We start from the raw sequence: 26,700 nt of genomic DNA on the forward strand, positions 1-26,700 counted from the left end.
GGGCGGTGCAACAATTCTGATCGGGCTTCGCTGGGTTCCCGGTTCCCGATTGACATCCCCGCCCGTGATGCCAGACTTTGCACAATAATACAGGGTGGAGACGTCCGCGATGGCCAGCCTTTCGGCCTCGAACCATGTCGCCCGTGTCTTGTCCGTCGCCAATCACGTGGCCGACGTCGATGCCTCCTCGCGCATCGCCAATTCCTGGCGGCGTTGCCTGATCAGCCACAAGCTCGACCCGGCCCGTCAGGGGCCGCCGCAGACGCTCACCGAAGCCGAAATCCGTCACGTCGCCGAGCCGATGGAAGAGATGATCCGGCTCGTCACACCCGAGCTCGACGATCTCGCCCGCGTGCTGCGCGATGCCGGCTATTGCGTCAATCTGGCTGATGCGAACGCGACCATGCTGTTCAGCCGTCTGCCCGGTGAGTCCGACGCACGGATGTTCATGGACTGGAAGATCTACACCGGCTCGAATTTTTCGGAGACCTTCGAAGGCACCAACGGGCTCGGCACCGCGCTTGCCGAGCAGAAACCGATCCTGGTGCATCGTGACGAGCATTTCCGCGAGCAGTGGCACATGTTCTCCTGCGCCGTGGCGCCGCTGTTCGACCAGGCCGGCCGTCTCGCCGGCGCTGTTAATATCACGTCCTGCCGTGAGGATCTCGAACGGGCCGCGCATCAACTCGCGCTCGCGGTGACGATGGAGGCGACGCGGCGGATGGAGGGTGCGATCTTCCGTGGCCATTTCCGCAATGCCTGGATCGCCACAGTGCCTGGTGACGGCGGCAGCGGCCTGCTCGCCTATGACGACGACCGCCGCATCGTCGGCGCCTGCCGTTCCGCGCGTGCACTGCTGGGACTCACCGACGGCCTTATCGCATCCGGCATCGACCTGTCGCGCTACATCAAGTTCGACCATCACGCGGCGCGCAGCGCCGACATGGTTGTCGAGCTGCGCCGCGCCGATGGCAGTGCGTTAGGACAGGGTCATGTCGCGCCGCCGCTGCGCGCGAGGTCATCGGCGCGTCCGCCCGCGCCGCGCCGCGACGCAGCCATCGATCGTTTCGACCCGCTGCAGCGGCTCGCCGGCCGCGATCCCGGCTTGATCAAAAGCGTGAAGCGGCTCAGGAGCATCGGCGATCACAACCTGCCGGTGTTGCTGCATGGCGAGACCGGCGTCGGCAAGGACGTGTTCGCGCGCGCGATTCATGCGGCGAGCAACCGCGCCCGCAACAACTATGTCGCGCTGAACTGTGCGGCGATGCCGGAGAGCCTGATCGACGCCGAGCTGTTCGGCTATGAGGCCGGCGCCTTCACAGGCGCGCGCCGCGACGGCTCGAAGGGTCTGATCGTGCAGGCCGACGGCGGCACGCTGTTCCTCGACGAGATCGGCGACATGCCGATCGCGCTGCAGACCCGCCTCTTGCGCGTGCTCGAAAACCGCGAGGTCTGGCCGCTCGGCGCGCTCAAGCCGGTACCGGTCGACATCCGCCTGATCAGCGCCACGCATCGCGATCTAGGCCGCATGGCGGAAGAGGGCGCCTTCCGCGCCGACCTCTATTTCCGCCTGCGTGGCATGGAGGTGCGGCTGCCAAGCTTGCGCGAGCGTGCCGACAGAGATGATATCATCCGCCAGATCGCGCGCGAGGAGGCGCCGAACTGCCGCCTGTCGGACGAAGCCTGGACGCTGCTGTCGGCCTATCCGTATCCCGGCAACATGCGCCAGCTCCGCCATGTGCTGCGGCTTGCCGGCTGCACGGCAGAGGATGGTGTCATCACCGATGCCGACCTCGATCTGCCGCCGTTCGGCGGAAGGGCGGCGGAGCCGGACCTCGCTGCCGCGGAGCGTGCGACGATCGTCGAGGCCTTACGCAAGCACAGCGGCCGCGTCACCGAGGCTGCGCGTGCTCTGAAGCTCAGCCGCGCCACGCTGTATCGCAAGATCAAGCAGCTGAAGATCGAGACGGCGCAGTAGTATCGTCTGCTGGAGACGAATCGCGGAGCGTGCTCCGGGTTTCGCCTCGCCCCGCTTGCGGGGAGAGGCCGACGCGCGAAGCGCGGCGGGTGAGGGGGAGTCTCCGCGAGTCCAACTGTCACCTCCCTCGTGGAGAGTCCCCCTCACCCCAACCCTCTCCCCGCGTGCGGGGCGAGGGAGCGCACCGACGCCGCCGCTCCTTACGAAAAATCGCTCCAGCTCAGATGCCGCGAATCAAGGTCGCCGACTGTGACGGTGCCGCGGATTTCGTGAGGCACGTGGAAACTGCTGCGCAGGTACACGAGCGGTGCGGTCCCGTCGGAATGCGATGCGCCGCGCACCTCGCCGACGAAGATCGAATGCGTCGTGGTTTCGAATTCCTGCGCCAGCACGCAGTCGAACGCGGCCACCGCGTCCGTCAGCACGGGCGCGCCGGTCACCCCACGCCTCCACTGCCCGAAGGCAAAGCGATCATCGCCGTTGACACCCTTCTGGCCGCTGAAGGTGAGCGCCAGCACGGCGTGATCGGCGTGCAGGAAGTTGATCGCGAAGGCGCCCTCCTCGCGGATTCGCGCATGTGCGCTGGCGTTGCGGTTGACGCAGACGATCAGCGACGGCGGACTGTCCGACAGCGAGCAGGCCGAGGTCACCGTCAGCCCGGTGCGCGTGCCGTGCTCGGCGCCGACCGTCACCAGCGCCACGGCGCCGGCGCATTGGCGCATCGCCTGCTTGAAATCCTTTGCGTCGACGCTCACGCCGAAGTCTCCGAAATGGATGCGGGTGCGGCACGATCGCGCCGCACCCGCGTCGGGTCAAGCCGCCTTCTTCGCGGAGCCGAGATGCTTCAGGCGCGGCATCACCTCGTTCTTAAGCAGCGAGAGTGAGTGGTACCAGGACTCCGGCTTGTGCTTGTAGTCGAAGCCGAACACGCAGAGCACGCCGAAGCCGCCGACCTCGTCGTAGATCTTCTCGATCTTCTCGGCGACGGTCGCGGGCGAGCCGACGATCCAGTTCCGCTTGGCGCAATATTCGACCGTGACGTCGCTATCGGGCACATCGGGCGCGTGCTTCAGATAGTCCTTGAAGCCGAAATGGCCGAGCAGCGGCAGGAAGTACTCGCTCATCATCCGCCCCATCATGTCGCCGGTTGAAAGCTTCCACGCCTCCTCGTCGGTATCCGCGACGAACACCTCGCGCACCAGCCGCCAGTCCTGGCGGTTCGGCTTACGGCCGGTCTTCGCGGCGCCTGCTACCACCGAGTCCCAGTGGCTCCCGACATAAGCCGGATTGAGGTTGAGGCTCATCGGAATGAAGCCGCGCTCGCCGGCGAGCTTCAGCGTGTCCGAGTTCTTCGACAGTCCGGCGACGCCGATCGGCGGATGCGGCGCCTGGAGCGGCTTGATATGGGGCTTGAGGAAATCGAACATCGTGTCCGGCTTGGTCACCGTCCAGAACTTGCCCTTGTAGGTCCAGGGCGCCGGATCGCTCCACATCTTCAGGATGATCTCCAGCGCTTCGCGGGTCATGTCGCGGTTCTGGCCGCTCATGCCGTCGACGTTGAACATCGCCCAGTCGCTCGGCAGGCCCGAGGCGGCGACGCCGAAATTGAGCCGGCCCTCGGAGAGATGGTCCAGCATCGCGACGCGATTGGCGAGCTCGGCCGGGTGGTGATAGGGCAGCAGGAAGCCGCCCGGTCCGATGCGGATCTGCTTGGTCTGCATCAGCGCCTGCGCGATCAGCAGGTCCGGCGTGGGATTGGGTTCCCAGGGCGCGGTGTGGTGCTCGCCGATCCAGGCCTCCTGATAGCCGAGCTCGTCGAGCCAGCGCAGGACCTGCAGGTCCCAGTCATGTCCTTCCTTCAGGCCGCACTCCGGCGGATGCGAAGGCATCGTGAAATAGCCGATCTCCATGGGTTTCCTCATCTGATGTTGACGCGTCTTGTTTCGCGTTCCTGGACTTGAACAGGGCAGCTTTAGCAAGCGGTGTGCCACCGCTTCGCAAGTGCTGTGCCAGCGCCGCGTCGCCTCAGGCCTGCGAGAAAAAGCTGGTTTGCGGCGGCAATAGCCGATATCCCGGGGCAGATTTGCGGGGCCTCGTCTCATTGTCGCGAGACGGCGTCTTGCCGGTGAGACGAGGATAGGCGTTGAGATGACCGAACCCGCCTATGTCGCGGTGGACTGGGGCACCAGCAGCTTCCGGCTCTGGCTGGTCGACCGTGCCGGCCTGATTTTGGCTGAACGCCGTAGCGACGAGGGCATGCTGGCTGCAGCGAAGACCGGTTTCCCCGCCGTGCTGCAATCGCATCTCACTGCCGTGGAGGCACCGGATCACCTGCCCGTTCTCGTTTGCGGCATGGCCGGAGCCCGCACGGGCTGGGTGGAGGCCGGCTACGTTGATACGCCGGCGCCACTTTCTGCGATCCTGAAGCAGGCCGCGCGGGTGCCGGGCGAAGTGCGCGATATCCGCATCTTGCCGGGTATCGCGCAGCGCGATACCAACGCGCCCGACGTGATGCGCGGCGAGGAAACCCAGCTGCTTGGCGCACTCGGCTTGGATGCCGCCGTCGAGGCGCTGGTCTGCATGCCCGGCACGCACTCGAAATGGGTGCGTGTGAAGGATGGCACGGTCGCGCATTTTTCCACCTTCATGACCGGCGAGCTCTTCAGCGTGGTCTCGCGCGAGACGATCCTGTCGCTCGCGGTCGCCGGCGCCGACGACGCCGAGGATGTCGCGAGTTTCAAGGCGGCAGTGAAAGCCGCGTACGATGCGCCTGCCTTTGCGGCCAATCTCCTGTTCGGCGCGAGGTCGCGGCAGCTTCTGTTCGGCGGCACGCCGGCCGCCGCGCGCGAGACGCTGTCAGGCACGTTGATCGGGATCGAGCTAGCGGCAGGGCTCTCCGGCACTGTGCCGAAAGCGGGCATCACCCTGATTGCTTCGGGGCGGCTCGCGATGCTGTACCGGCTCGCCTTCGATGCACTGTCGGTCACCGTGAACCCGATCGATGCGGAGGAAGCCGTTCGCCGCGGCCTCTCGATGGCCGCTGCCGCGATCTGGACAAAATGAGAGGAATCTTGAGATGAGCGTTCCCTTTCCGCCGATGAAGCGGCCGCTGGTCGCGATCCTGCGTGGCGTGAAACCCGAGGAAACCGAGGCGATCGTCGGGGTGCTGATCGAGGCCGGCATGACCGCGATCGAGATTCCCTTGAACTCGCCCGATCCGTTCCGCTCCATCGCAACAGCCGTGAAACAGGCGCCGGCCGGTGTGCTGATCGGCGCCGGTACGGTGCTAAGCGCTGCAGACGTCGATCGTCTCAACGACCTCGGCGGCAAGCTGATGGTCTCGCCGAATGTCGACACGGAGGTGCTGGCGCGCGCGCATCAGCACGGGATGGTAACGATGCCGGGCGTGTTCTCGCCCACTGAGGCGCTGCTCGCAGCGCGCTCCGGCGCGTCGAGCCTGAAATTCTTCCCCGCGAGCGTGCTCGGCGCATCCGGTATTTCCGCGATCCGCGCCGTGCTTCCGGCCGGCGTGGTGATCGCCGCCGTCGGGGGTGTCTCCGACCAGAATTTTGTCGAGTATATCAAGGGCGGCGTGACCGCGTTCGGGCTCGGCTCCAGCCTCTACAAGCCCGGCATGTCCGCCGCCGATGTCGCCGCCCGCGCGAAAGCGACGATCACGGCCTACGATCGGGCGATTGCGAAAGACTGAGCCGGCAATAAACAAGCCGTGATGCCGTCACGGTCGCCCGTTATCCTATCTTGCTGCAGCAGCGAGACCAGGAGGCCGACATGGCGATCAACAATGTAGCCGATCTGTTCGTGGCAACGCTCGAACAGGCCGGCGTCAAGCGCATCTACGGCATCGTCGGCGACAGCCTGAATGCGCTGACCGAAGCGCTGCGGCGGCGCGGCACGATCGAATGGATCCATGTCCGGCACGAGGAGGTTGCGGCCTTCGCCGCTGCCGGGGAGGCGGAGATGACGGGCAGCCTTGCGGTGTGCGCGGGCTCGTGTGGCCCCGGCAATCTGCATCTGATCAACGGCCTGTTCGATGCACATCGCAGCCGCGTTCCCGTGCTGGCGATCGCCGCGCAAATCCCGACCGCCGAGATCGGCAGCGGCTATTTCCAGGAGACGCATCCGCAAAACCTGTTCCGCGAGTGCAGCCATTATTGCGAGCTGGTCTCCGATCCGAGTCAGCTTCCTTACGTGCTGGAAAACGCCATCCGCGCCGCGGTCGGCATGCGCGGCGTTGCCGTCGTCGCCATGCCCGGCGACGTCGCTTTCCGTAGCCCACCCAAGCGCGCGCTGTCGACGGCGCGTGGCCTTACGCTGTCGGCGCCAAAGGTCGCGCCGCAGGCCGATGAACTCAAGGCGCTCGCGGACCTGCTGAACGGAGCCGAGCGCATCACCTTGTTCTGCGGTCGCGGCTGCGCCGGCGCGCATGGGCCGTTGATGCAGCTCGCGGAAACCCTGAAGAGTCCGATCGTGCATGCGCTCGGCGGCAAGGAACATGTCGAATACGAAAATCCCTACGACGTCGGCATGACCGGCTTCATCGGCTTCTCCTCGGGCTATGCCGCCATGCACGCCTGCGACGCGCTCGTGATGCTCGGTACCGATTTTCCCTACAAGCAATTCTTCCCGACCGATTGCCAGGTCGTGCAGATCGATATTCGTCCGGAAAATCTCGGGCGGCGCTGCAAGATCGATCTCGGCCTCGTCGGCGACGTCAAGCTGACCATCGAGGCGTTGCTGCCGCTGCTCAAGGCCAAGACGCAGCGCAAGCATCTCGACGATGCCATCGCGCACTACAAGAAAGCACGCGAAGGGCTCGACTCGCTCGCCAGGGGCACGCCGGGAGCCAAGCCGATCCATCCGCAATATCTCGCAAAGATCATCAGCGACCATGCCTCCGACGATGCCGTCTTCACCGCCGATGTCGGCACGCCGACGGTGTGGGCCGCGCGCTATCTCGACATGAACGGCCGCCGCCGGCTGATCGGATCGTTCGTGCACGGCTCTATGGCCAATGCGATGCCGCAGGCGATCGGCGCGCAGGCCGCGCAGCCCGGCCGCCAGGTCATCTCGCTCTCCGGCGACGGCGGCTTCACCATGCTGATGGGCGATCTGATCACGCTGACGCAAATGAAGCTGCCGGTGAAGGTGGTCGTCTTCAACAACGGTGTGCTCGGCTTCGTCGCGCTGGAGATGAAGGCGGCCGGCTTCGTCGATACCAATGTCGATCTGGAGAATCCGGACTTCGCGGCGATGGCGCGCGCGATGGGCATCTTCGCGAGGCGCGTCGAGGATCCCGGCGAGCTTCCCGGCGCCATGAAGGAGATGCTGGCCCATGATGGACCCGCGCTGCTCGATGTCGTCACGGCGAAGCAGGAGCTGTCGATGCCGCCGACCATCACGCCCGAGCAGATCAAAGGCTTCAGCCTCTGGGTCTTGCGCGCCGTGATGAACGGCCGCGGCGACGAGGTGCTCGATCTCGCGAAGACAAATCTGCTGCCGCGCTGAACTTACGTGGACTTTCGTTGAGTCGGTGCGAACCAGGAGCTCGACCCACTCTCCCCGACGGGGAGAGGTGAAGAACGGTAGTCATTCGTTAGCCCCGCTTCACCGAGGGCGCGGGCAGCCGCTCGTGGCGGTGCTGGAAGCGTTGCCAGTGCAGCACGATACCGATCAGCAGGGCCGGCACGAAGCCGAGCGCGATCAGGAAATGCGGCAGCTGCGTCGGCGAGATGAACGCCATGGCGATATCAGAGATCAGCCAGAGCGCTGCGAACATCACCGCAAAATCCGTGCGCGGGCAGCGCAAATAGTAGAACACGGCGGTGATAATCACGGCGGGTCCGATCGCAATGCCGATCATGATTGCCGTCAGTTCCGTCGGCGTCAGCGCGTCGAGCACCATCGATGCCAGCAGCCAGAGTGCGGCGAACATGGCGATGATGTCGAGCGGATGCCGCAATCCAATACCTCTCGCAGGAAACGCGCTATCGTTGTGGCGCGACCTTCCGCCGTCAAGTAAAATACGCCTATTCCTCGTCGTTTCCGGGCGTCGGCCGCAGCATGAAATGACCAAAGGCGGAGGCGATCGGCTTGCCCGGATCGTCCTGCCAGGCGCGCGCCTCGAAGGCAACGATGCGCCGGCCCTGCTTCACGATCGAGACGTTGGCAAAGGTGTCGAGCGCGCGGCCGGAGCGCAGATAGTTGACGGTGAGCCCGATCGGCTTGGGCAGCGCGGCGATGCCGAGCTCACGCCTCACGCCGAGGATCGCGGTGGTCTCGAGAAAGGCGCCGGTCATGCCGCCATGGATCGCGGGCAGGATCGGGTTGCCGATGATCTTTGGCGAGAACGGCATCGTCAGTGTGCCGTTGTCGTTGACGCAAATGCCGAGGCAGCGCGCGAACGGGCTGCTCGCGAACGGCCCGTCCGGATCGTCCGGCGCCTCCAGCGTCGGGATGCTGCGCGAATCCATCCTGCGGTCGGCGAGCATGTTGGTGCGGTTGGCGCCGATCATGAAGCAGGCGGTCGCGGTCGCCACCGGATCGTCCTCGGACTCCTGATAGGCGGTGGAGCGTACGAACGCGATCGAGCGGGTGGTGCGGTAGCAGACGGAATGCGCCTTGATGTCGAGGCCGGGCGTTGCCGGTTTTTGATAGTCGATGCGCAGATCGAGGGTCGCGATTGCGCTTGTGCCGTCGAGCGCAAGTTGCACCGCCATGCCGCAGCTCTCGTCCAGCATCGCAGTGACGACGCCGCCATGCAGCACGCCGGTCTCGCTGTCGCCGACGAAGACGGGGCGGTAGGGCAGGCTCGACCAGGCCTCGGCGGGTGCGAAGCGGTCGAGCTGGAGCCCGCTGATATGGCCGTAATCGGAGCGGCGGCCCTTGATCGCCTGGGCGAGTTCCTCGAACGGGAGCGTGGTCGGAGAGTCGGACATGGCAACCTTCTAGACCAGTGTCGGGCGTCGCGCAAAACGCCGAACAGGCTTCGCTCGGCAGGTCTGCCGGGGCGGTTTGGCCTCGACAGGGCGGGCCGAAGCAACGATGGTGGGCGCTTCGTCTATCGACTAGCCGTAAGGAGTGCCCATGGCCGACCCCGAAACGCCCGCCACCAATCAGGGGCCCGTCACCATTTCGAGCTCAAGCTCGGAGCGGGCGCCGATCATCTATTTCGACGGTGCATCCTGCTTCGGCCATCACAATGGCGCGATCCAGATCGAGCTCGCGGCGAACCTCCTGATGCCGGTCGGCGCCGCCGTCAGAGTCGACGTGGTCCAGACCGCCCATCTGCGTTGCAGCGTGGCCGCCGCGCTGGCACTGCGCGAAGCGCTCGACAAGGCGCTGGCGATGTACAGGCAGGGCCAGCAGCAGCCGACGGAGGAAATTCCGACGGTGAAGAATTGAGATCGGCATTTTGAAGAACGTGCCGGGCCTAATGGGTCGAGACGCGCCGTAAGGCGGCGCTCCTCACCTTGAGGGTCTCAGATGTCGCCGCGAAACAAGACCTCATCCTGAGGGCCCGCCAACGGCGGGCGTCTCGAAGGACGGGCTGCTGGGTGCGGTCCCTCAGCTCACATGCACCGTCGGCTTCTTGCCGCCGTTCCACTTGCCGTCCAGCGCGCGCTCGATCTGGGCGGCGAGCTGCAAGAGCATGCCGTCGTTGGCCTGCTTGGCGATGGCCTGGATGCCGAGTGGCAGGTCGTGCTCTTGAGTCCCCATCGGCATCGAGATCGCCGGCATGCCGCAGAGATTGGCGAGGGGAGTGAAGGCGAAAAAGCGCCAGAGGTTGCCGAACCAGTCGAGCACATCCGGATTGTCTGAGATGGTGAGATATTCCCTGGTGCCGACCTTCGGCGTCGGCAGCGCGGTGATCGGCGTCAGGATCACGTCCCACTGCTCGAAGAAAGCGCCGAAGCCGCGCGAGGTCGTGTTGAACACGCCTTGCATCTTCGCCCGCTCGGCGAAGCTCGTGTGCCGGCCGGCCTCCCAGATCCGGATGTTGACGGGCTCGATCAGATCCTCCGGCGGCATTTCCAGCCCGCGCGCGGCAAGCATGTTGGAGATCACCACGGCAAAATTCGAGATGTAGCAGGTGGTCTGCGCCTCGAACGCGGCGCGGAAGTCGAGCTCGGGCAGGGCATATTCGACGTGATGGCCGAGGCCTTCGAGGAAACGGCCAGCCTTCTCCAGTTCGGCGGCGATGTGCGGCGTCGCGGTGTAGTCGCCCCATGTGTGCGACAGCGCAATGCGAAGTTTTGACGGATCGCGCTTGATCATCTCGGAATAAGGCTGCGCCGTAGTCCAGAACGGCATGAACTCCCCGGGCGCCGCTCCCCTTGCATGATCGACGAAGGCGGCTGTGTCGCGCACCGAGCGCGATTGGCAGCCCTGGATCGAGACGAGGCCGGTGAGATCGGACATATGCGGGGCGAGCGAGAACACGCCGCGCGAGACTTTCAGGCCGATATTGCCGTTGACGCCGGCGGGAATGCGGATCGAGCCGCCGCCGTCGGTCGCATGAGCGATCGGCACTACGCCGGCCGCGACCATTGCCGCGCTCCCGGCGGATGAGCCGCAGGTGGTGTAATCGGTGTTCCAGGGATTGCGCGTGACGTAGACGGCGGGATTGTCGGCCGAGCTGCACACGCCGAATTCCGGCGTCGTGGTCCGTCCGATCAGGTTCAGTCCGGCATGGCGGAGTTTGCCGGTCAGGAACGTGTCGGCGCTGGCGCGGTTGCCGCGCATCAGCAGCGAGCCCATCTCCTGGAGCCGGCCCTTCATGGTCGGTCCGAGGTCCTTCATCAGGAAAGGCAGGCCGGCAAACGGGCCGGCGAGATTGGCGCCGTCCTTGGCCGGGTCGGCGATCACGTCCTCGAACAGCTCGACGACGCCCGACAGTGCCGGATTGACCTTGGCCACGCCCGCGGCGGCCTGGCGCGCCAGTTCCTTCGCCGTCAGCTCGCCCTTGCGAACGCGCACCGCCAGTCCGACGCCGTCGTGCTGCGCCCACTCGTTCCAGCTCATCGGCAAAGTCATCAAATCCAAATCCCTTAAGGTGCGGCGCCACCTTCTTCGCAAGAGCCCGCGCGAATCAACTGAGTCGGCGCGAAGGGCAGGGTTGCGCCGGGCGGAGAGGTCGCCGCGTCATTAAGACAGCCGCGCGATCACCGCAACCGGGCCGCCGCCGGCCGGCCCCTGATGCTCGGCGCCGCCGGAGACATAGATCGCCCCGGTGCCGGCGAGGCCGGCGATCAGGCCGCCGACGGCCGCGCGGGCATGGCGCGTCGAGCTGATGTCGGTATCTTCCAGCATGATGTGGCGGAAGCCCCGCACGCTGCCGTTCGGCGAAGCCTCGGCCTTGGCGAAGATGTTGACGAGCTCGCGGCCGGCCTCTGCTTGCAGCGCTGCGCCAAGTCCGACGCTGTTCAGCGCGGACATGACCGCGGCGCAATCGATGGCATCTTTCATCACGGCGTGGCCGATCTCGAATTCGCTCGCTGAAGACGCCGAGTTGCCGAGCACGATCACGACGTTATGCATCAGCTCGATCCCCGACGAGGTAGACGCAACAGATGAGAACAGATCGTAGCGCCTCAGCACGTCTTCGTTGCTTATGTCTGGTGCGATCTCACCGAGCGCGACCGCGACGCCGAGCGCGGAAGCGCCGCGCGAATAGGCCATCGAGTTGTACGCGCTGGTCGTAACCGTCTTGCTGCCGCGCGCGTTTGATGCTTCGACACGGTCGCTGGTGAGCAGCGGACACTTGATCTGCACGAAATGGACGTCGCCCGGGTCTGAAATGCCGGCATCCTCCATCGCGGCCTTCACGGCCTTCGCCGTCTCCGTGATCTGTGCCGAGCGGCCGATCTCCTCGGGCAGGAAATCGCGGGTGTGCGCCATGCCGATGCTCAGTCGCTTGTCGGACATGCCTGCCGGGCGCTGCGGGACGTGCTGGCGCGTGAACATGGTGATGTGCGGGCTGAGCACGCCCTCGGTGCCGCCGGACATCACGAAAGCGATGCGCTGTTCGACCTCGTGCGGCGATAGGTTGAGCCGTGGCGCCAGCGCCGTACACAGCGCAGCGACGGCATATTCCCGGGTGAAATCATTGACGCCGCCATTGCCTTCGGTCTTGCCGAGGATGGCCAGGATCGTTGTCGGGTCGATCGCGCCGGAGCCGATCATGGCCATGAGCCCGGAGACGTCGCCGGGGCCCTTGGTGGCAATTCTGACCACGCCGACCGATGGTGTCTGCATTACTGGTCCTCACAGGGAGTTCGGTGGTCCGGCGAGTCAACCAGCCGTGGAACCGCTGCATCTGTCAAGCCACATGCGGCCATCCCTCACCGTCACTCTGACAGGCTGTCAGGAATGACGGGGCTGACATCTTTGCCGAGGCAGGCGCCGCGGCTGCTGTCACCCGCACGATTGTGGCGAGATCGCATCGTCATAACAAAAAATCCTCTGTCGACGGTTGCGCGGCGCACCTTGATGAATCAGCCTGGGTTGGTCCATAAGCGGCGTCCCGCGGCCGGTTTCGGTTCGCGTTGCGTGCTTGGATAGGGGGCTCTCGCGTGGCGAATATCAACCAGAAGATTGCGCAGGAGCTTGGGGTTCGGGCAGAGCAGGTCGAGGCGACGGTGACGCTGCTCGACGGCGGCGCCACGGTTCCGTTTATCGCCCGCTACCGCAAGGAAGCGACCGGTGCGCTCGACGACGCGCAATTGCGCACCCTGGAGGAGCGCCTGGTTTATCTGCGCGAGCTCGAAGACCGCCGCAAGGCGATCCTCGAATCAGTCCGCGAGCAGGGCAAGCTCGATGCCGCACTGGAAGCCAGCATTCTCGCCGCCGACAGCAAGGCGCGCCTGGAAGACATCTATCTGCCGTTCAAGCCGAAGCGCCGCACCAAGGCCGAAATCGCCAAGGAGGCCGGCCTCGAGCCGCTCGCCAATCAGCTGATTGCAGAGCCCACGAGCGATCCGAAGATCGTGGCTGAGGCCTTCGTCAACGCCGAGAAGGGTATTGCGGACGTCGCCGCCGCACTCGATGGTGCCCGCGCCATCCTGGTCGAGCGCTTTGACGAAGACGCCGACCTGATCGGCGCTCTGCGCGAGGAGATGTGGACCAATGCGCGCATGGCCTCCAAGGTGCGCGACGGCAAGAAGACCGAGGGCGAGAAATTCGCGGACTATTTCGAGTTCTCCGAGCCGCTGACGAAGCTTCCGTCGCACCGCATTCTCGCGATGTTCCGCGGCGAGAAGGAAGAGATCCTCGATCTCCAGATCCAGGCCGAAGCCGAAGCGCCGCCGCCGGGCGTGCCGGGTGCCTATGAATTGAAGATCATGAAGCGGTTCGGCATCGCCGACCTCAAGCGCGCCGGCGACCGCTGGATGATCGACACCGTGCGCTGGGCCTGGCGCACCAAGATCCAGGTGCATCTCAACATCGATCTGCGCATGCGGCTGTGGAACGCGGCCGAGACCGAGGCCGTGCGTGTGTTCGCCTCCAATTTGCGCGACCTGCTGCTGGCCGCGCCCGCCGGCACCCGCGTCACCATGGGGCTCGATCCTGGCTTCCGCACCGGCGTCAAGGTCGCGGTCACGGATGCGACCGGCAAGGTGGTCGATACTGCCGTGATCTATCCGCACGAGCCGCAGCGGCAGTGGAACGAGTCGCTTGCGATCCTCGGCAAGCTCGCGCTGAAGCATCGTGTCGAGCTGATCGCGATCGGCAACGGCACCGCCTCGCGCGAAACCGACAAGCTCGCAGGCGATCTCGTGAAGGGCTTGGCCGAGCTGAAGATGACCAAGATCGTGGTATCGGAAGCCGGTGCGTCGGTCTATTCGGCCTCGGCGTTCGCCTCGGAGGAATTGCCTGATCTCGACGTCACCCTGCGCGGCGCGGTCTCGATCGCGCGGCGGCTCCAGGATCCGCTCGCCGAGCTCGTCAAGATCGAGCCCAAGGCGATCGGCGTCGGTCAGTACCAGCACGACCTTGGCCAGGCCAAGCTCGCCAAGTCGCTCGATGCTGTGGTCGAAGACTGCGTGAACGCCGTCGGCGTCGACGTCAACACTGCCTCGGCGCCGCTTCTTGCACGCGTGTCGGGCGTCGGCTCCGGTCTTGCCTCGAGCATCGTGGCACACCGCGACGCCAACGGCCCGTTCAAGTCGCGCAAGGCGCTCAAGGACGTGCCGCGCCTTGGCCCGAAGGCGTTCGAGCAATGCGCGGGCTTCCTGCGCATCCTCGGCGGCGAGGACCCGCTCGATGCCTCCGGCGTGCATCCGGAAGCCTATCCGGTGGTGCGCCGGATTCTCAGCGCCACCAAGAGCGACATCAAGGCGCTGATCGGCAGCAGCGAGATCGTCCGCACATTGAAGCCGAAGGATTTCGTCGACGAAACCTTCGGTCTGCCGACCGTCACCGACATCCTGCGCGAGCTTGAAAAGCCCGGCCGCGACCCGCGTCCGGCGTTCAAGGCCGCGGTGTTCATGGAGGGCGTCGAGGAGATCAAGCACCTCAAGAAGGGCATGATCCTCGAGGGCACCGTGACCAACGTCGCAGCCTTCGGCGCCTTCGTCGACATCGGCGTGCACCAGGACGGCCTGGTGCACATCTCGGCGATGTCCAAGACCTACATCAAGGACCCGCGCGAGGTGGTGAAGCCCGGCGACATCGTCAAGGTGAAGGTGCTGGACTTCGAGGTCGCCCGCAAGCGCATCTCGCTGACGCTGCGGCTCGATGATGAGGTCGGCGCCAAAAAGGAGGCGCCCGGCATGCAGCGCGACAACAATTCGCGCAACCCCGCCCGCATGACCTCGTCGGCACCGCGCAAGCAGGAATCCACCGGCGGCGGTGCCCTTGCGGAGGCGCTGCGCCGTGCGGCCGAGAAGAACGGCGGCAACCGGGCGTGAGTCGATTGGCGGCGAATGTCTCGCCGCTTGCTCAACTTCACCTCTCCCGCTTGCGGGAGAGGTCGACGCGCTGAGGGCGATGCGAAGCATCGTCCCGAGTGCGGCGGGTGAGGGCTCTTTCCACGATGGGGCTCTCAATTGCGGAGGTACCCTCACCTCGCCCGTCTCCCGCAAGAGGGAGTGCGAGAGCGCCTCGTCCCTAACTCGGGCGTCAGAATCTGGCGCATTTGTAAGTTGAAGGAGACGGGCCGTTCTCCTCATCTGATCGTCCTGGTCCGGCGCGGTGGCCGCCGTACTGCAAGGAGGATGGTTCGATGAACAATAGGCTTCTCAAAGGCCTCACTGCGACGACGATCGTTGCGTTGATGGCGATCACTTCACCCGTGCTTGCGCGCGGCGGCGGTGGCGGGCATGGCGGCTTTGGCGGCGGCGGGCATTTTGGTGGTGGAATGCACGCGGGCGGCTTCGGTGGAGGAATGCGCGGAGGCGGCATGCATGTCGGCGGCATGGGCGGCGCGCGTTTTGCCCATGTCGGCGGACCGGGCTTCGGCGGGGCGCGCTTCGCGCATGCAGCGATCGGGCCGCGCTTCGCCGGCACCGGCTGGCACGGCAGGCCTTTCATCGGCCGCCATGCCTTCTTCCATCATCGCCATTTCCGTCGTTTCGCCGCCTTCGGCGCGCCCTTTGTCTACACCGGCTACTACGACGGCTGCTGGCGCAGGAGCTGGACGCCCTACGGATGGCAATGGGTCAATGTGTGCGGAGACTCTTGGTACTAGCATCGCCGTACCGCACCATTGTCGCGATCGTCATCGGGCGGTTCCGCTCAGCCCCGGAACGGGATAGTCTGGTGGCGATCGTCGCGCGGAGTTTGTCATGACCGGAGGTCACCGCCGTATTCTGGTTGTCGAGGACGATCCGGAGACCGCAGGCCAGCTCGTCGAGGAGCTGACCATTTCGGGCTATGACGTTGATCTCGCCGCAACCGGCCGCGAGGCCTTGAGCCACGGCGCCGCGCGCGACTATGCCGTGATCACCATCGACCGCATGCTGCCCGACATCGACGGCATCACCGTGATGCGGCAGCTGCGCGACGACGGCATCGCCGCACCCTTCCTGATCATCTCCGCACTGGGTGAGGTCGACGACCGCGTGCGCGGCCTGCGCGCCGGCGGCGACGATTATCTGGTCAAGCCGTTCTCCTTCGTCGAGCTGCTGGCGCGGCTCGAGGCGCTGGGCCGCCGTAGCGAGACCATTGTCAAGGAAACGCTTCTGCGGGTCGGCGACCTCGCCATCGACCTGATCGCGCGCAACGCCAGCCGGCGCGGGCGCAAGATCCCACTGCTGCCCCGCGAGTTTCAGTTGCTCGAATATCTCGTCCGTAACGAGGGGCGCGTCGTCTCCCGGGCGATGCTGCTCCGGCACGTCTGGGACTTGCACTTCGATCCCTCCACCAACATCATCGACGTCTATGTCGGGCGCGTCCGCCGCAAGGTCGACGATGCCCAAGCCTACCCGCTGATCCATACCATCCGCGGCATCGGATATTGCCTCCGTGCTCCTGGCTAAGACGCTTCGTTCCTCGACCTTCCGTCTGGCGCTGATCGCGATCGCGGCGTTCGGGCTGATCGCCGCGGCGATCATGGCCTACGTCTATTTCGGCACGATCGCCTACGTGCAGGGCCGGGTCGGCGATGCCGGCGATCACAGCGGCTTCACCGCGATGATCAAGCTTGCGATGATGGCGGTCGCCGTGCTCATGGTCGTTTTGGCCGGTCTCGCCGCCGTGCTGGTGACGCGGCGCACGGTCGGGCGGATCGAGGAGATCAATGCGACCAGCCGCGCCATCATGCTGTCCGGTCTGGACCGGCGCATCCCCTTGCGCGGCAGTCACGACGAGTGGGACCGCGTCGCCGAAAACCTCAACCAGATGCTCGACCGCATCGAGACACTGATGGGAGAGGTCAAGCAGGTCAGCGACAACGTCGCCCACGATCTGCGCACGCCGCTGACGCGCATGCGCGGCCGGCTGGAAAAGGCCTATCACGCTTCGCGCAACGGCGAGGCCGATGCGGCGCTGATCGGCGACACCATCGCCCATCTCGATTCCGTGCTCGGTATGTTCGCTTCCATCACGCGGATCTCGGAGATCGAGACTCGCGCCCGCCGGAGCGCGTTTCGCACGCTCGACCTCGCCGAGATCGCGGGGGAAGTCGTCGAGCTTTACGACGCCGCGGCGGAGCAGGTTATGACCCGCCTTAGTCTTGGCGGCGACCGCGAGGTGGCGATTACGGGGGACCGCGACCTGCTGTTCGACGCCATCGCCAATCTGGTCGACAACGCGATCAAGCACGGCCGCGCGGGCGGGCAGGTCGCCGTGACCTGCCGCGGCGCCGGCGGCGGGGCGGTGATTGCGGTCGCCGACGATGGTCCGGGTATTCCCGCCGACCAGCGCGATCACGTGTTCAAGCGCTTCTACCGGCTCGAACAGAGCCGTTATACGCCGGGCAACGGTCTAGGCTTGAGCCTGGTCGCGGCCGTTGCCGGCCTCCATGGCGCCGAGGTTGCGCTGCACGACAACGCGCCGGGCCTCACGGTTCGGCTCAGCTTCCCGACGTCACCGGCCCGATAAAGCCCGACGGCATCATAGCTCGATCACGCCGCGGCGCGCCGCATGCGCCACCGCATCGGTGCGGCCGGTGGCATCCAGCTTGTCGAGCAGCGAGCCGACATGGAATTTTACGGTGTGCACGGAAATGCCGAGCCGACGTGCGATCATCTTGTTCGAGGCGCCCTCGGCCATCAGCGCGAGCACGTCCATCTCGCGCAGCGTCAGCGCAATGTCCTCGGGCATGATGCGCGGATCGCGGGCAAGGATTGTCGCCACGGCCTGCTCACCCGGCGCGGCGAGGCGAAGCCCGGCGATATTGCCGAGCAGCGACGCGAGCCGATCGGCAAGCGCGGGATCATCGATCTCCAGGGACAGCACGATCTCGGGCGCCTTGTCCTCGCTCACGACTCCGGCCTCTCGCCGACCGTGACCTTGAAGCTGACCGGCTCGCCGCCGCGGCGCGCGGCGACATCGACCACCGCGCCGACGCTCGCCGGGCCCAGCGTTCGCAACAGCGCGCGTACGCCGGAGAGCTTCTGGTCGTTGACCGCCACGATGACGTCGCCCTGGCGGATGCCGGCCGCAGCCGACGGGCCGGTCTTGTCGACACTCATCACCATTGCGCCGATACCGTCGTCGAGCCGCACCGGCTGGAGCCCGAGGCCGAGATACCCGCGGGCGATGCGGCCGCGTGTCTCGAGCTGCGCCGCGACGCGCTCGATTGTCGCCGTCGGGATCACCAGCACCCGCCGCGGCCCGAGCACGGCCATGCCGAAGGCTTCGCCTGAAGCGTCGAGCGCTAGCCCGCCTTGCTGGGCGAAGCGCAGGCGCACGTCGAGCTCGATCCGCGCATCGATGTCGCCGCCGCGCAGGCTGCGCCAACTTTTGCCGGACAGCGACACCATCCCAAGCGCCGCGCTCGGCGTATCGCGATTGGTGGCGACGACAACTGAGAGCGCGCCGAGGGACGGGATCGTGGTGGCCAGCTTGACCGGCGCGAGGCCGGCATCAATGCGCAGCAGCGCGATATCGGTCGTATGGTCGCGGCCGGCGATCGTGGCGGCCGCGGTGCTGCCGTCAGGAAGGCCGATCTCGACCTCGCCTTCGTCGGCCAAGGCCTCGTCGGCGGTGACGATCAGGCCGGGTTTCCAGACGAAGCCGGTGGCCCGGGAGCGATGTGAATGCACGGCGACGACGGAGGGCGCGGTGCGCGCCACGACATCCGCGAGCGTGGATGACAATGAAGACAGGGCGGCGGGATCGGTCATGGAAAGCTCCTGTAAATTGCCCTCAATCTGGGATGTCGCGGGCATTTGCGAAACTGGCCGGGTGGCCAGGACCGGCCTCCGCAGGACCACGGCCGACGAACATGTGATTGGGCGGTGCTCACGGGAACGTGTAGCAATCCGAAAATTGCGCCGCACGGACTTGAGCGTTTCCAGCGAGCCCCACCGATGACCAATGTCTGGCAAAGCCAGGGCGCCGGTCGACGCAAGTCACGGCGCTCGCGAACGGCGTGGAGGCCGTCGATCCCTGGGGCACGCGGGCGGCTGATCAGGGTTTGATCGCCGGCGCGCGCGTTGGTAAGACCGGTCAGGCGCTAGCCAGCTTCCGGGATTCACACCTGACATGTCCGATTTTCGCGGCGTCTTTCCCTATCTCGTCTCACCCGTCGATAGCGATGGCGCGGTGCGGACGAACGTACTCGCAAAGCTGTGCGACGATCTCATCGGCGCCGGCGTCCACGGCCTGACGCCGCTCGGCTCGACCGGCGAGTTCGCCTACCTCAATGCCGCGCAGCGCACGGCGATCGTGCAGACCACGATCGAGGCCGCGAAGGGCCGCGTACCCGTCGTGGCCGGCGTCGCCGCCACCTCGACGGCCGACGCGGTGGCGCAGGCAAAGGCGTACCAGAAGCTCGGCGCCGATGGCATCCTGGCGATCCTGGAGGCTTACTTTCCGCTCGCCGATGCCCAGATCGAATCCTATTTCCGCAGCATCGCTGACGCGGTGGACATTCCCGTTGTCATCTACACCAATCCGCAATTCCAGCGCTCCGATCTGACGCTCGACATCATCGCGCGCCTGGCTGAACACCCGCGCATCGGTTACATCAAGGATGCCTCGACCAATACCGGCCGGCTGCTCTCGATCATGAACCGCTGCGGCGATGGCTTACGCGTGTTCTCGGCCTCCGCCCATATCCCGGCTGCGGTGATGCTGATCGGCGGCATCGGCTGGATGGCGGGACCGGCCTGCATCATCCCGCGCCAGAGCGTCGCGCTCTACGATCTCTGCAGGGCCGGCCGCTGGGACGACGCCACGGCGCTGCAGCGCAGGCTGTGGCGGATCAACGAGGCCTTTGCCCGCTTCAACCTCGCCGCCTGCATCAAGGCAGGGCTCAGCCTCCAGGGCTACGACGTCGGCAATCCCGTCCCGCCGCAGGCCGCGCTGACGGCCGAGCAGCGCAAGGTGGTGGAAGCGGCACTAAGAGAGCTGGGCTGAGCTTTCTCCGATCGTCATGGCCGGGCTTGACCAGGACGAGCCCGGGCATGACGAAATCGTGGATATACCGCCCAAAACCGCGGCTGGTCTCGCCTGCCTCGATCCGCTAAAAGGCTGCCGCATTTCAAGAGACCTCGAGGACCCCACGGAATGAATATTCTTCCCGGCAATTTGCGTTTCGGAGCGGGCCAGCCCGTCAAGCGTTTGGAAGACCAGCGGCTGCTCACCGGGAAGGGCCAGTTCATCGACGACAAACCGGAAGACGGCGCGCTGTGGTTGCATATGCTGCGCTCGCCGCACGCGCACGCGAAGATCGTCTCGATCGACACCAGCGCCGCGGCATCGATGCCGGGCGTTATTGCGATCTACACCGGCGCGGATCTCGTCAAGGACGATATCGGCACCATTCCGACCCTGGCCATCTTCAAGCGCCCTGATGGCAGGCCGATGACGGTGCCGCCGCGCCGCCTGCTCGCCCATGAGATTGTCCGCTACGCCGGCGAGGCGGTGGCCGCAGTGGTGGCTTCGTCGCGGGCCGACGCGCAGAGCGCCGCCGAAGCCATCGTAGTCGAGTATGACGTGCAGCCTGCGGTGGTCGATCCCGTCGAGGCCGTAAAGCCCGGGGCGCCCGTGGTGTGGCCCGAGGCGCCCGACAATATCGTCGGTGCCATGAGCTATGGCGACGCGGCCAAGGTGGACGAGGCTTTTGCCAAAGCGGCGCATACCGTCGAGCTCGATCTCGTCAGCCAGCGCCTGGTGCCGTCGGCGATGGAGCCGCGCTCGACCATTGCCGAGATCGACAAGAAGTCGGGCCGTCTCCTCTTGTACGTGCAGTCGCAAACGCCGGCCTCGACTCGCGACGTGCTGGCGGAAGCGGTGCTCAAGCGCCCCAAGGACAGCGTCCGCGTGCTGGTCGGCGACATCGGCGGCGGTTTTGGCCAGAAGACCAACCTCTATCCGGAAGACGGCATCGTCGCCTATGCCGCGACCAAGCTGAACAAGAAGATCCGCTGGCGCGGCGACCGCACCGACGAGTTCGTCGGCGGCACCCATGGCCGCGATCTCACCTCGACGGCCTCCTTCGCGCTCGACGAAAAGGGCAAGGTGCTCGCCTATCGCGTCAAATCGATCGGCTGCACCGGGGCTTACTCCTCGGGTGCGGCCAACATCATTCCGCTGGTACTCGGGCCCTTCGTGCAGACCGGCGTCTACGATTTGCCGCTGGTGCATTTCGAGGTGAAGTCGGTGATGACCCACACCGCGCCTGTCGGGGCCTATCGCGGTGCAGGCCGCCCGGAGGCCGTGTTCATCGTCGAGCGCCTGTTCGACGCCGCCGCACGAAAGACCGGCATGGATCCGCGCGCGATCCGGAAAGTCAACTACATCAAGCCGGCGCAGCTGCCCTACACGAACGCAGCCGGCCAGGTTTATGATTCCGGCGCCTTCGCCCACATGCTCGATCGCGCCGTGAAGCTCGCGGATTGGGACGGTTTCGCCGCGCGCAAGAAGGCCGCGAAGAAGAAGGGCCTGCTCTACGGCCGTGGGCTGACCTCCTATATCGAGTGGACCGGCGGCCGTGCCCACACCGAAAAGGTCAGCCTGCACGCGACCTCGCAGGGCCGCGTGGTTCTGCACTCCGGCACCATGGCGATGGGGCAGGGGCTTCAGACCACCTACACCCAGATGATCTCCGATAGCCTCGGCATTGCCATGGACAAGATCGACATCGTGCAAGGCGATACCGATCTCGCCATGGGCTTTGGCAGCGTCGGCTCGCGCTCGCTGTTCGTCGGCGGCACGGCGGTCGCGGTCTCCTCCAACGATCTGATCCAGAAGGCGCGCGAGAAGGCGGCGAACGTGCTCGAGACCTCGGTCGATGACATCGAATATCGGGGCGGCATGCTCACCGTGGTCGGCACCGACCGCCGCATCAGCCTGTTCGATCTCGCCGAGAAGGAGGGCGGCGCCAAGCTCAGCGTCGATTCCGAAGGTGAGGTCGACGGCCCCAGCTGGCCGAACGGCACGCATATCTGCGAGGTCGAGATCGACCCCGAGACCGGCGTTTCCCGTGTCGTGCGCTACACCACGGTCGACGACGTCGGCGTTGCCGTGAACCCGATGCTGGTGACGGGGCAGATTCATGGCGGCGTCGCGCAGGGCATCGGGCAGGCGCTGTATGAAGGCGTCTCCTACGATGCGGAGGGACAGCTCCTCACCGCGAGCTACCAGGATTATTGCATCCCGCGCGCCGATGACGTTCCGCCGATCGTGGTGACGCTGGACGATTCCGCGCCGTGCCGCACCAACCCGCTCGGCGCCAAGGGCTGCGGCGAATCCGGCGCCATCGGCGGTCCGCCCTGCGTCACCAACGGCGTGATGGACGCACTCGCCGAGCTCGGCATCACCCAGCTCAACACGCCGCTGACGCCGCAGAAGATCTGGAAGGCGATCCGGGACGCGAAGGCGGGCTAGTCGCTCGGCCTGTAGCCCGGATGGAGCGAAGCGAAATCCGGGGCCGCTTGCGGTTGTTGTCCCGGATTGCGCTGCGCGCCATCCAGGCTACAAGCTAAATCCCCAACATCATCTTCGCGATAATATCGCGCTGGATCTCCGAGGTGCCGCCGAAGATCGTGTACGCCCGTCCGTTGAGATATTCCGGCACCACCGTCAGCATCTCCTCCGGAAGCGCCGGCTCATGGTTGAGCTTGTAGAGCGGGCGCATCGGCTCGACCGCGAGGGCGTCGTGGCCGATCACGTCGACGCCGAGCCGCGTCACGGCCTGCCGGATCTCACTGTTGCGCAGCTTCAGGATCGATGACACCGCGCCGGGATTTTGCCCGGTCTGGAGCGCCGACAGCACGCGCAGCTCCGTCATCTCCAGCGCGTCGATGTCGATTTCGACCTCGGAAATGCGCGTGGCGATATCGGGACTGCCGATCGCCCGTCCCGTCAGGTCCGACTCGGCGAGCTCAGCGATCGCCTTCAGGCCCTCGCGCAGCTTCGCCGACGCAATGCCGGAGCCGCGCTCGAACTCGAGCAAATATTTGCCGTAGGTCCAGCCCTTGCCCTCCTCACCGACGCGGTTGGCCACGGGCACGCGCACGTCGTCGAAGAACACCTGGTTGACCTCGTGGTCGCCGCCGATGGTGAGAATCGGGCGTGTGGTGATGCCCGGCGTCTTCATGTCGATCAGGACAAAGCTGATGCCGTCCTGCTGCCGCGGCCCGTCACCGGTGCGCACCAGCGCGAACATGCGGTTGGCGTGATGGGCATGCGTGGTCCAGATCTTGGTGCCGTTGACGATGTAATCGTCGCCGTCGCGCACCGCGCGCGTCTTCAGCGAGGAGAGGTCGGAGCCGGAGCCCGGCTCGGAATAGCCCTGGCACCAATAATCCTCGCCGGAGAGAATCCGCGGCAGGTAAAAGTTTTTCTGCGCATCGTTGCCGAAGCCGATGATGACGGGCCCTACCATCTTCACGCCCATGACGTTGACATTGGGCACGCCGGCCCGCGCGCTTTCGGTCTCGAAGATCCAGCGCTGCGCCGGCGTCCAGTCCGGCCCGCCGTGCTCGACCGGCCAGCCCGGCGCGCCCCAGCCCTGCGCGTGCAGCGCGCGCTGCCAGGCCATGCCGATGTCGGGATCGGAGAACACCGATGGTGTCAGCGCGGTCGCGCGCTTCATCTCGTCGGTGAGGTTCTTGGCGATAAAGCCGCGCACCTCGTCCTGGAAGGCGCGCTCTTCGTCGTTGAACGACAGGTCCATGATGCGCTCCTCTTGTCAGGCCGGCACGGTGGTGCGGCCAAGCTGGGCATGGCGGCCATAATGGTGCGCGCTGCCGCCGAACAGCGTGTCGAAGGCGACCAGCCGCTTGAAATAGGCGCCGACCTCGAGCTCGTCGGTGACGCCCATGCCGCCATGGAGCTGGATCGATTGTTCACCGACGAAACGCGCGCATTTGCCGATCTTCGCCTTCGCACCCGAGGCGGCCCGCGCGCGCTCGACCGGCGCGCTATCTGCCTTCAGCGCGGCGCGCAGCGCCATCGAGCGGGCCTCGTCGACCTGCATCGCCATGTCGGCGAGGCGGTGGCGGATCACCTGGTTGGCCGACAGCGGTCGGCCGAACTGTTTTCGGATCTTGGTGTATTCCAGCGTGGTCTCCAGCAGCGTCTGCATGATGCCGACGGCCTCCGCGCCGAGCGCGGCCATGGCGCGGTCGACGGCCCATTCGATCGCGGGCAGCGCGTCGTGGTCATCGCCTAGGAGGGCGTCCTCCTGCAGATGCACGTCGGATAGTTCAATGTTGCAGGTCCTCCCGCCGCCGAGGCGATGATAGTCGGACATCGCGAGGCTTCGCGTCTGGGCCGGCACCAGGAACAGGCCGATCCGTCCCGATGGCCCCTGATGGTCGTGGATATCGGCGGAGACGATGATCTCGTCGGCGGCTTGGCCGTCGAGCACGGCGACCTTGCTGCCGGCGAGGCGCCAGCCGTGCGCCGTCTTGTTGGCGATGGTTGCGACCTTGGCAAGATCGAACCGCGCCGTGCGCTCGGAATGCGCAAAGGCGAGTTTCAATGATCCGTCGGCGATCTTCGGCAGCCTCGCTTGTTTCTGCACGGCGTTGCCGCACCTCCCGATTAAGCCAGCACCGAGCACCACAGTGGCGACATAAGGCTCCGACACCAGCCCGCGGCCGAAGGCTTCCATCAAGATGCCGGTCTCGACCGCACTGCCGCCGAGCCCGCCAAATTCTTCCGCGATCGGCAGCGCCAGCCAGCCGAGCTCGGCGAACTGCTCCCACACCGCCGGGCTGAAGCCGGACGGATCGTTCGCCATCTTGCGGCGGTGATCGGCATCGTAGCTTTCGGCCACGAAGCGTTCCGCGCTTTCGCGCAGCAGCCGTTGCTCGTCGCTGAGATTGAGGTCCATGTCGTTACTCCGCGAGCGCCGGCGGCTTGCGCACGGAGGGATGCAGGCCGGATGGATCGACCACCATGCCGAACTCCTGAAGATTATGGGCGTGGCAGAGCTGATGCAGTGCAAAGGCCTGATCGATCGCGGCCGGCTGGCCCATCACGTCGACCGAGCGGTTCACCGCCTCCTTGGTCAGCTTCAATGCGAAGGATGGCTTTGCCGCGATCCTGCGCGCCAGCGCCAGCACGGATGATGACAGCTCCGCGCGCGGCACAATTTGGTTGACCATGCCGAGCTGATGCGCCTCCTGCGCGCTCCAGCTATCGGCGGTGAACAGGAATTCCTTGGCCTTGCGCGGGCCGAGCTCCCAGGGATGCACGAACCATTCGACGCCGCAGACGCCCATGGTCACCACGGGATCGCAGAACTGCGCATCGTCGCTGGCGACGATGAGGTCGCAGGCCCAGGCCAGCATCAGCCCGCCGGCGATGCATTTGCCGTGCACCTCCGCGATCATCGGCTTGGCGAGGTTACGCCACCGCCGCGTGATCTGGAGATAAATTTCCTGCTCGCGTGCGAAGCGGCCATGTGCATTGGGTTCAGCAAAGCCGCCCCAATTTCCAATCGGCGGAAAATCGACACCCGCGGCATTCTTGCCGCCCGGACGCAGATCGTGGCCCGACGAGAAATGCGGGCCGTTGCCCGCGAGGATGATCACCTTGACCGTGTCGTCCTGCACCGCGGCGTCGAAGGCGGCATTGAGATCGTAGGTCATTTGCAGGTTCTGCGCGTTGCGCGCGTCGGGCCGGTTCATCACGACCCGTGTGATTGCCGGCTCCGGCCTCTCCACGAGGATGGTCTCGAACGAGGACATCGCGTTTCCCCTGGGCATTTCCGGTTTGATCTTGTTGTTTCGCTAAGTTGACTATGTCGGGCAGTGATAGGCAAGAGGCTTGCGTCAATCGGCTGCTTTTCGCGCCTTCAAGACGTCTGGCGCCTCGCGTGCTCAATCTGATAGTTTGCGCCAGATTCCACCGGGAGAAATTTGATGCGCAAGATCCTGACCGTGCTGGCGGCGCTGGCCTCGCTCAGCCTCACCAATTGCGGCTACAACGCGATCCAGAGCGAGGACGAGCGGATCAAGGCCAACTGGTCCGAGGTCGTGAACCAGTATCAGCGCCGCGCCGATCTCGTGCCCAACCTCGTCAATTCGGTGAAGGGCTTTGCGCAGCAGGAAAAGGACGTGCTGCTCGGCGTCACCAATGCCCGGGCCAAGGTCGGCAGCATCCAGGCGACGCCCGAGGTGCTGAACGATCCCGCCGCCTTCCAGAAATTCCAGGCCGCCCAGGGCGAGCTCTCCAGCGCGCTGTCGCGGCTCCTGGTCGTCACCGAGAACTATCCTCAGCTCAAATCGGACGCGTTGTTCAAGGACCTGATGTCCCAGCTCGAGGGCACCGAGAACCGGATCACGGTGGCGCGCAACCGCTACATCAAGGCGGTGCAGGACTATAACGTCACCATCCGCTCGTTCCCGAGCAACCTCACCGCGATGATGTTCAGCTACAAGGAGAAGCCGAACTTCTCGGTCGAGAACGAGAAGGAAATCTCGACCGCGCCGAAGGTGGATTTCAATCCGGCGCCGTCGAAGTAGCACCGTAAGCTGAAAATGCGCACCATTCCCACCACTGTCATTCCCCGCGAAGGCGGGGAATCCAGTACGTCGCGGCTTCTCCGCATCGCGCCGCCGTCTCTGGAATACTGGATC

Annotated in this window: 23 protein-coding genes; 12 read left to right on the forward strand and 11 right to left on the reverse strand. The window is 65.7% G+C overall.

Annotation, left to right across the window (positions count from 1 at the left end; translation table 11 throughout):
* The first annotated feature begins 109 nt into the window (after positions 1–109).
* The gene (locus IVA80_RS35930) at positions 110–1,978 is read left to right on the forward strand and encodes a sigma-54-dependent Fis family transcriptional regulator (protein ID WP_247439841.1); all 1,869 of its coding nucleotides are present in this window, start codon (positions 110–112) and stop codon (positions 1,976–1,978) included.
* A 200-nt stretch (positions 1,979–2,178) separates the two neighbouring features.
* Here IVA80_RS35930 and IVA80_RS35935 read toward each other — a convergent pair whose 3' ends face one another.
* Together IVA80_RS35935 and IVA80_RS35940 are read right to left on the reverse strand one after the other, a co-directional pair.
* The gene (locus IVA80_RS35935) at positions 2,179–2,733 is read right to left on the reverse strand and encodes a flavin reductase family protein (RefSeq protein WP_247439842.1); all 555 of its coding nucleotides are present in this window, start codon (positions 2,731–2,733) and stop codon (positions 2,179–2,181) included.
* A gap of 57 nt (positions 2,734–2,790) precedes the next feature.
* Positions 2,791–3,888 carry an LLM class flavin-dependent oxidoreductase gene (locus IVA80_RS35940; protein ID WP_247439843.1) on the reverse strand — a complete coding sequence of 366 codons (1,098 nt, stop codon included), beginning with the start codon at positions 3,886–3,888 and terminating at the stop codon, positions 2,791–2,793.
* Positions 3,889–4,126: 238 nt separating this feature from the next.
* On the opposite strand from IVA80_RS35940, the gene IVA80_RS35945 reads away from it, so the two are divergent.
* The 3 genes from IVA80_RS35945 (at position 4,127) to poxB (ending at position 7,504) form a co-directional block, all read left to right on the forward strand.
* Positions 4,127–5,041 (forward strand): 2-dehydro-3-deoxygalactonokinase, encoded by a 915-nt coding sequence (locus IVA80_RS35945; protein ID WP_247439844.1) that lies wholly within the window; start codon positions 4,127–4,129, stop codon positions 5,039–5,041.
* 13 nt (positions 5,042–5,054) lie between these two features.
* Positions 5,055–5,687, forward strand: a complete 633-nt coding sequence (locus IVA80_RS35950) for a 2-dehydro-3-deoxy-6-phosphogalactonate aldolase (RefSeq protein WP_247439845.1) — start codon at positions 5,055–5,057, stop codon at positions 5,685–5,687.
* 80 nt (positions 5,688–5,767) lie between these two features.
* On the forward strand, positions 5,768–7,504 hold the full coding sequence (gene poxB, locus IVA80_RS35955; protein WP_247439846.1) for a ubiquinone-dependent pyruvate dehydrogenase: 1,737 nt from the start codon (positions 5,768–5,770) through the stop codon (positions 7,502–7,504).
* A gap of 88 nt (positions 7,505–7,592) precedes the next feature.
* Here the strand turns inward: poxB and IVA80_RS35960 are convergent, their stop codons facing one another.
* The gene (locus tag IVA80_RS35960) at positions 7,593–7,958 is read right to left on the reverse strand and encodes a hypothetical protein (RefSeq protein WP_247439847.1); all 366 of its coding nucleotides are present in this window, start codon (positions 7,956–7,958) and stop codon (positions 7,593–7,595) included.
* A 67-nt stretch (positions 7,959–8,025) separates the two neighbouring features.
* The gene (locus tag IVA80_RS35965; RefSeq protein ID WP_247439848.1) at positions 8,026–8,934 is read right to left on the reverse strand and encodes a PaaI family thioesterase; all 909 of its coding nucleotides are present in this window, start codon (positions 8,932–8,934) and stop codon (positions 8,026–8,028) included.
* A 148-nt stretch (positions 8,935–9,082) separates the two neighbouring features.
* Here IVA80_RS35965 and IVA80_RS35970 point away from each other — a divergent pair, with 148 nt between their 5' ends.
* On the forward strand, positions 9,083–9,400 hold the full coding sequence (locus IVA80_RS35970) for a hypothetical protein (protein ID WP_247439849.1): 318 nt from the start codon (positions 9,083–9,085) through the stop codon (positions 9,398–9,400).
* 162 nt (positions 9,401–9,562) lie between these two features.
* Here IVA80_RS35970 and IVA80_RS35975 read toward each other — a convergent pair whose 3' ends face one another.
* Together IVA80_RS35975 and IVA80_RS35980 are read right to left on the reverse strand one after the other, a co-directional pair.
* Positions 9,563–11,032, reverse strand: a complete 1,470-nt coding sequence (locus IVA80_RS35975) for an amidase (protein WP_247439850.1) — start codon at positions 11,030–11,032, stop codon at positions 9,563–9,565.
* 111 nt (positions 11,033–11,143) lie between these two features.
* Entirely contained in the window at positions 11,144–12,253 is a 1,110-nt protein-coding gene (locus IVA80_RS35980) for a ring-opening amidohydrolase (protein ID WP_247439851.1), read from the reverse strand.
* A 317-nt stretch (positions 12,254–12,570) separates the two neighbouring features.
* Here IVA80_RS35980 and IVA80_RS35985 point away from each other — a divergent pair, with 317 nt between their 5' ends.
* The 4 genes from IVA80_RS35985 (at position 12,571) to IVA80_RS36000 (ending at position 17,539) form a co-directional block, all read left to right on the forward strand.
* Positions 12,571–14,907 (forward strand): Tex family protein, encoded by a 2,337-nt coding sequence (locus tag IVA80_RS35985; protein ID WP_247439852.1) that lies wholly within the window; start codon positions 12,571–12,573, stop codon positions 14,905–14,907.
* Positions 14,908–15,221: 314 nt separating this feature from the next.
* Positions 15,222–15,686 carry a hypothetical protein gene (locus IVA80_RS35990; RefSeq protein ID WP_247439853.1) on the forward strand — a complete coding sequence of 155 codons (465 nt, stop codon included), beginning with the start codon at positions 15,222–15,224 and terminating at the stop codon, positions 15,684–15,686.
* A gap of 97 nt (positions 15,687–15,783) precedes the next feature.
* Positions 15,784–16,476: a response regulator transcription factor gene (locus tag IVA80_RS35995; RefSeq protein ID WP_247439854.1), complete on the forward strand. Its 693-nt coding sequence runs from the start codon at positions 15,784–15,786 to the stop codon at positions 16,474–16,476.
* The gene (locus tag IVA80_RS36000) at positions 16,463–17,539 is read left to right on the forward strand and encodes an ATP-binding protein (protein WP_247439855.1); all 1,077 of its coding nucleotides are present in this window, start codon (positions 16,463–16,465) and stop codon (positions 17,537–17,539) included. Before IVA80_RS35995 ends, IVA80_RS36000 begins: the two co-directional genes overlap by 14 nt.
* Before the next feature lie 12 nt (positions 17,540–17,551).
* Here the strand turns inward: IVA80_RS36000 and IVA80_RS36005 are convergent, their stop codons facing one another.
* Both IVA80_RS36005 and IVA80_RS36010 read right to left on the reverse strand, forming a co-directional pair.
* Positions 17,552–17,923 (reverse strand): helix-turn-helix transcriptional regulator, encoded by a 372-nt coding sequence (locus tag IVA80_RS36005; protein WP_247439856.1) that lies wholly within the window; start codon positions 17,921–17,923, stop codon positions 17,552–17,554.
* The gene (locus IVA80_RS36010) at positions 17,920–18,786 is read right to left on the reverse strand and encodes a S1C family serine protease (protein ID WP_247439857.1); all 867 of its coding nucleotides are present in this window, start codon (positions 18,784–18,786) and stop codon (positions 17,920–17,922) included. The genes IVA80_RS36005 and IVA80_RS36010 overlap by 4 nt, the downstream gene beginning before the upstream one ends.
* Before the next feature lie 361 nt (positions 18,787–19,147).
* On the opposite strand from IVA80_RS36010, the gene IVA80_RS36015 reads away from it, so the two are divergent.
* Both IVA80_RS36015 and IVA80_RS36020 read left to right on the forward strand, forming a co-directional pair.
* On the forward strand, positions 19,148–20,023 hold the full coding sequence (locus IVA80_RS36015) for a dihydrodipicolinate synthase family protein (protein WP_247439858.1): 876 nt from the start codon (positions 19,148–19,150) through the stop codon (positions 20,021–20,023).
* A gap of 150 nt (positions 20,024–20,173) precedes the next feature.
* Entirely contained in the window at positions 20,174–22,495 is a 2,322-nt protein-coding gene (locus tag IVA80_RS36020; RefSeq protein ID WP_247439859.1) for a xanthine dehydrogenase family protein molybdopterin-binding subunit, read from the forward strand.
* Between the two features lie 94 nt (positions 22,496–22,589).
* On the opposite strand, the gene IVA80_RS36025 is transcribed toward IVA80_RS36020, so the two are convergent.
* Genes IVA80_RS36025 through IVA80_RS36035 form a run of 3 tightly spaced genes read right to left on the reverse strand, consistent with a single transcriptional unit; the run spans position 22,590 to position 25,809 of the window.
* Positions 22,590–23,786: an acyl-CoA dehydrogenase family protein gene (locus IVA80_RS36025; protein WP_247439860.1), complete on the reverse strand. Its 1,197-nt coding sequence runs from the start codon at positions 23,784–23,786 to the stop codon at positions 22,590–22,592.
* Positions 23,787–23,801: 15 nt separating this feature from the next.
* Positions 23,802–24,950 carry an acyl-CoA dehydrogenase gene (locus IVA80_RS36030; RefSeq protein WP_247439861.1) on the reverse strand — a complete coding sequence of 383 codons (1,149 nt, stop codon included), beginning with the start codon at positions 24,948–24,950 and terminating at the stop codon, positions 23,802–23,804.
* Positions 24,951–24,954: 4 nt separating this feature from the next.
* Positions 24,955–25,809: an enoyl-CoA hydratase gene (locus tag IVA80_RS36035; protein ID WP_247439862.1), complete on the reverse strand. Its 855-nt coding sequence runs from the start codon at positions 25,807–25,809 to the stop codon at positions 24,955–24,957.
* Positions 25,810–25,983: 174 nt separating this feature from the next.
* Here IVA80_RS36035 and IVA80_RS36040 point away from each other — a divergent pair, with 174 nt between their 5' ends.
* Positions 25,984–26,586: a LemA family protein gene (locus tag IVA80_RS36040; protein ID WP_247439863.1), complete on the forward strand. Its 603-nt coding sequence runs from the start codon at positions 25,984–25,986 to the stop codon at positions 26,584–26,586.
* Positions 26,587–26,700 lie beyond the last annotated feature (114 nt).

This window comes from Bradyrhizobium sp. 139 (genome assembly GCF_023074175.1).
Classification (GTDB): Bacteria; Pseudomonadota; Alphaproteobacteria; order Rhizobiales; family Xanthobacteraceae; genus Bradyrhizobium.

Excerpts from the sequence above, each read along its gene's own strand:
- IVA80_RS35970 (WP_247439849.1), top strand. The coding sequence starts at position 9,083 with ATGGCCGACCCCGAAACGCCCGCCACCAATCAGGGGCCCGTCACCATT.
- IVA80_RS36040 (WP_247439863.1), top strand. The coding sequence starts at position 25,984 with ATGCGCAAGATCCTGACCGTGCTGGCGGCGCTGGCCTCGCTCAGCCTC.
- IVA80_RS35950 (WP_247439845.1), top strand. The coding sequence starts at position 5,055 with ATGAGCGTTCCCTTTCCGCCGATGAAGCGGCCGCTGGTCGCGATCCTG.
- IVA80_RS36035 (WP_247439862.1), bottom strand. The coding sequence starts at position 25,809 with ATGTCCTCGTTCGAGACCATCCTCGTGGAGAGGCCGGAGCCGGCAATC.
- IVA80_RS36025 (WP_247439860.1), bottom strand. The coding sequence starts at position 23,786 with ATGGACCTGTCGTTCAACGACGAAGAGCGCGCCTTCCAGGACGAGGTG.
- IVA80_RS35975 (WP_247439850.1), bottom strand. The coding sequence starts at position 11,032 with ATGACTTTGCCGATGAGCTGGAACGAGTGGGCGCAGCACGACGGCGTC.
- IVA80_RS35990 (WP_247439853.1), top strand. The coding sequence starts at position 15,222 with ATGAACAATAGGCTTCTCAAAGGCCTCACTGCGACGACGATCGTTGCG.
- poxB (WP_247439846.1), top strand. The coding sequence starts at position 5,768 with ATGGCGATCAACAATGTAGCCGATCTGTTCGTGGCAACGCTCGAACAG.
- IVA80_RS35965 (WP_247439848.1), bottom strand. The coding sequence starts at position 8,934 with ATGTCCGACTCTCCGACCACGCTCCCGTTCGAGGAACTCGCCCAGGCG.
- IVA80_RS35940 (WP_247439843.1), bottom strand. The coding sequence starts at position 3,888 with ATGGAGATCGGCTATTTCACGATGCCTTCGCATCCGCCGGAGTGCGGC.
- IVA80_RS35945 (WP_247439844.1), top strand. The coding sequence starts at position 4,127 with ATGACCGAACCCGCCTATGTCGCGGTGGACTGGGGCACCAGCAGCTTC.
- IVA80_RS35995 (WP_247439854.1), top strand. The coding sequence starts at position 15,784 with ATGACCGGAGGTCACCGCCGTATTCTGGTTGTCGAGGACGATCCGGAG.
- IVA80_RS36015 (WP_247439858.1), top strand. The coding sequence starts at position 19,148 with ATGTCCGATTTTCGCGGCGTCTTTCCCTATCTCGTCTCACCCGTCGAT.
- IVA80_RS35930 (WP_247439841.1), top strand. The coding sequence starts at position 110 with ATGGCCAGCCTTTCGGCCTCGAACCATGTCGCCCGTGTCTTGTCCGTC.
- IVA80_RS36030 (WP_247439861.1), bottom strand. The coding sequence starts at position 24,950 with ATGGACCTCAATCTCAGCGACGAGCAACGGCTGCTGCGCGAAAGCGCG.
- IVA80_RS36010 (WP_247439857.1), bottom strand. The coding sequence starts at position 18,786 with ATGACCGATCCCGCCGCCCTGTCTTCATTGTCATCCACGCTCGCGGAT.
- IVA80_RS35980 (WP_247439851.1), bottom strand. The coding sequence starts at position 12,253 with ATGCAGACACCATCGGTCGGCGTGGTCAGAATTGCCACCAAGGGCCCC.
- IVA80_RS36020 (WP_247439859.1), top strand. The coding sequence starts at position 20,174 with ATGAATATTCTTCCCGGCAATTTGCGTTTCGGAGCGGGCCAGCCCGTC.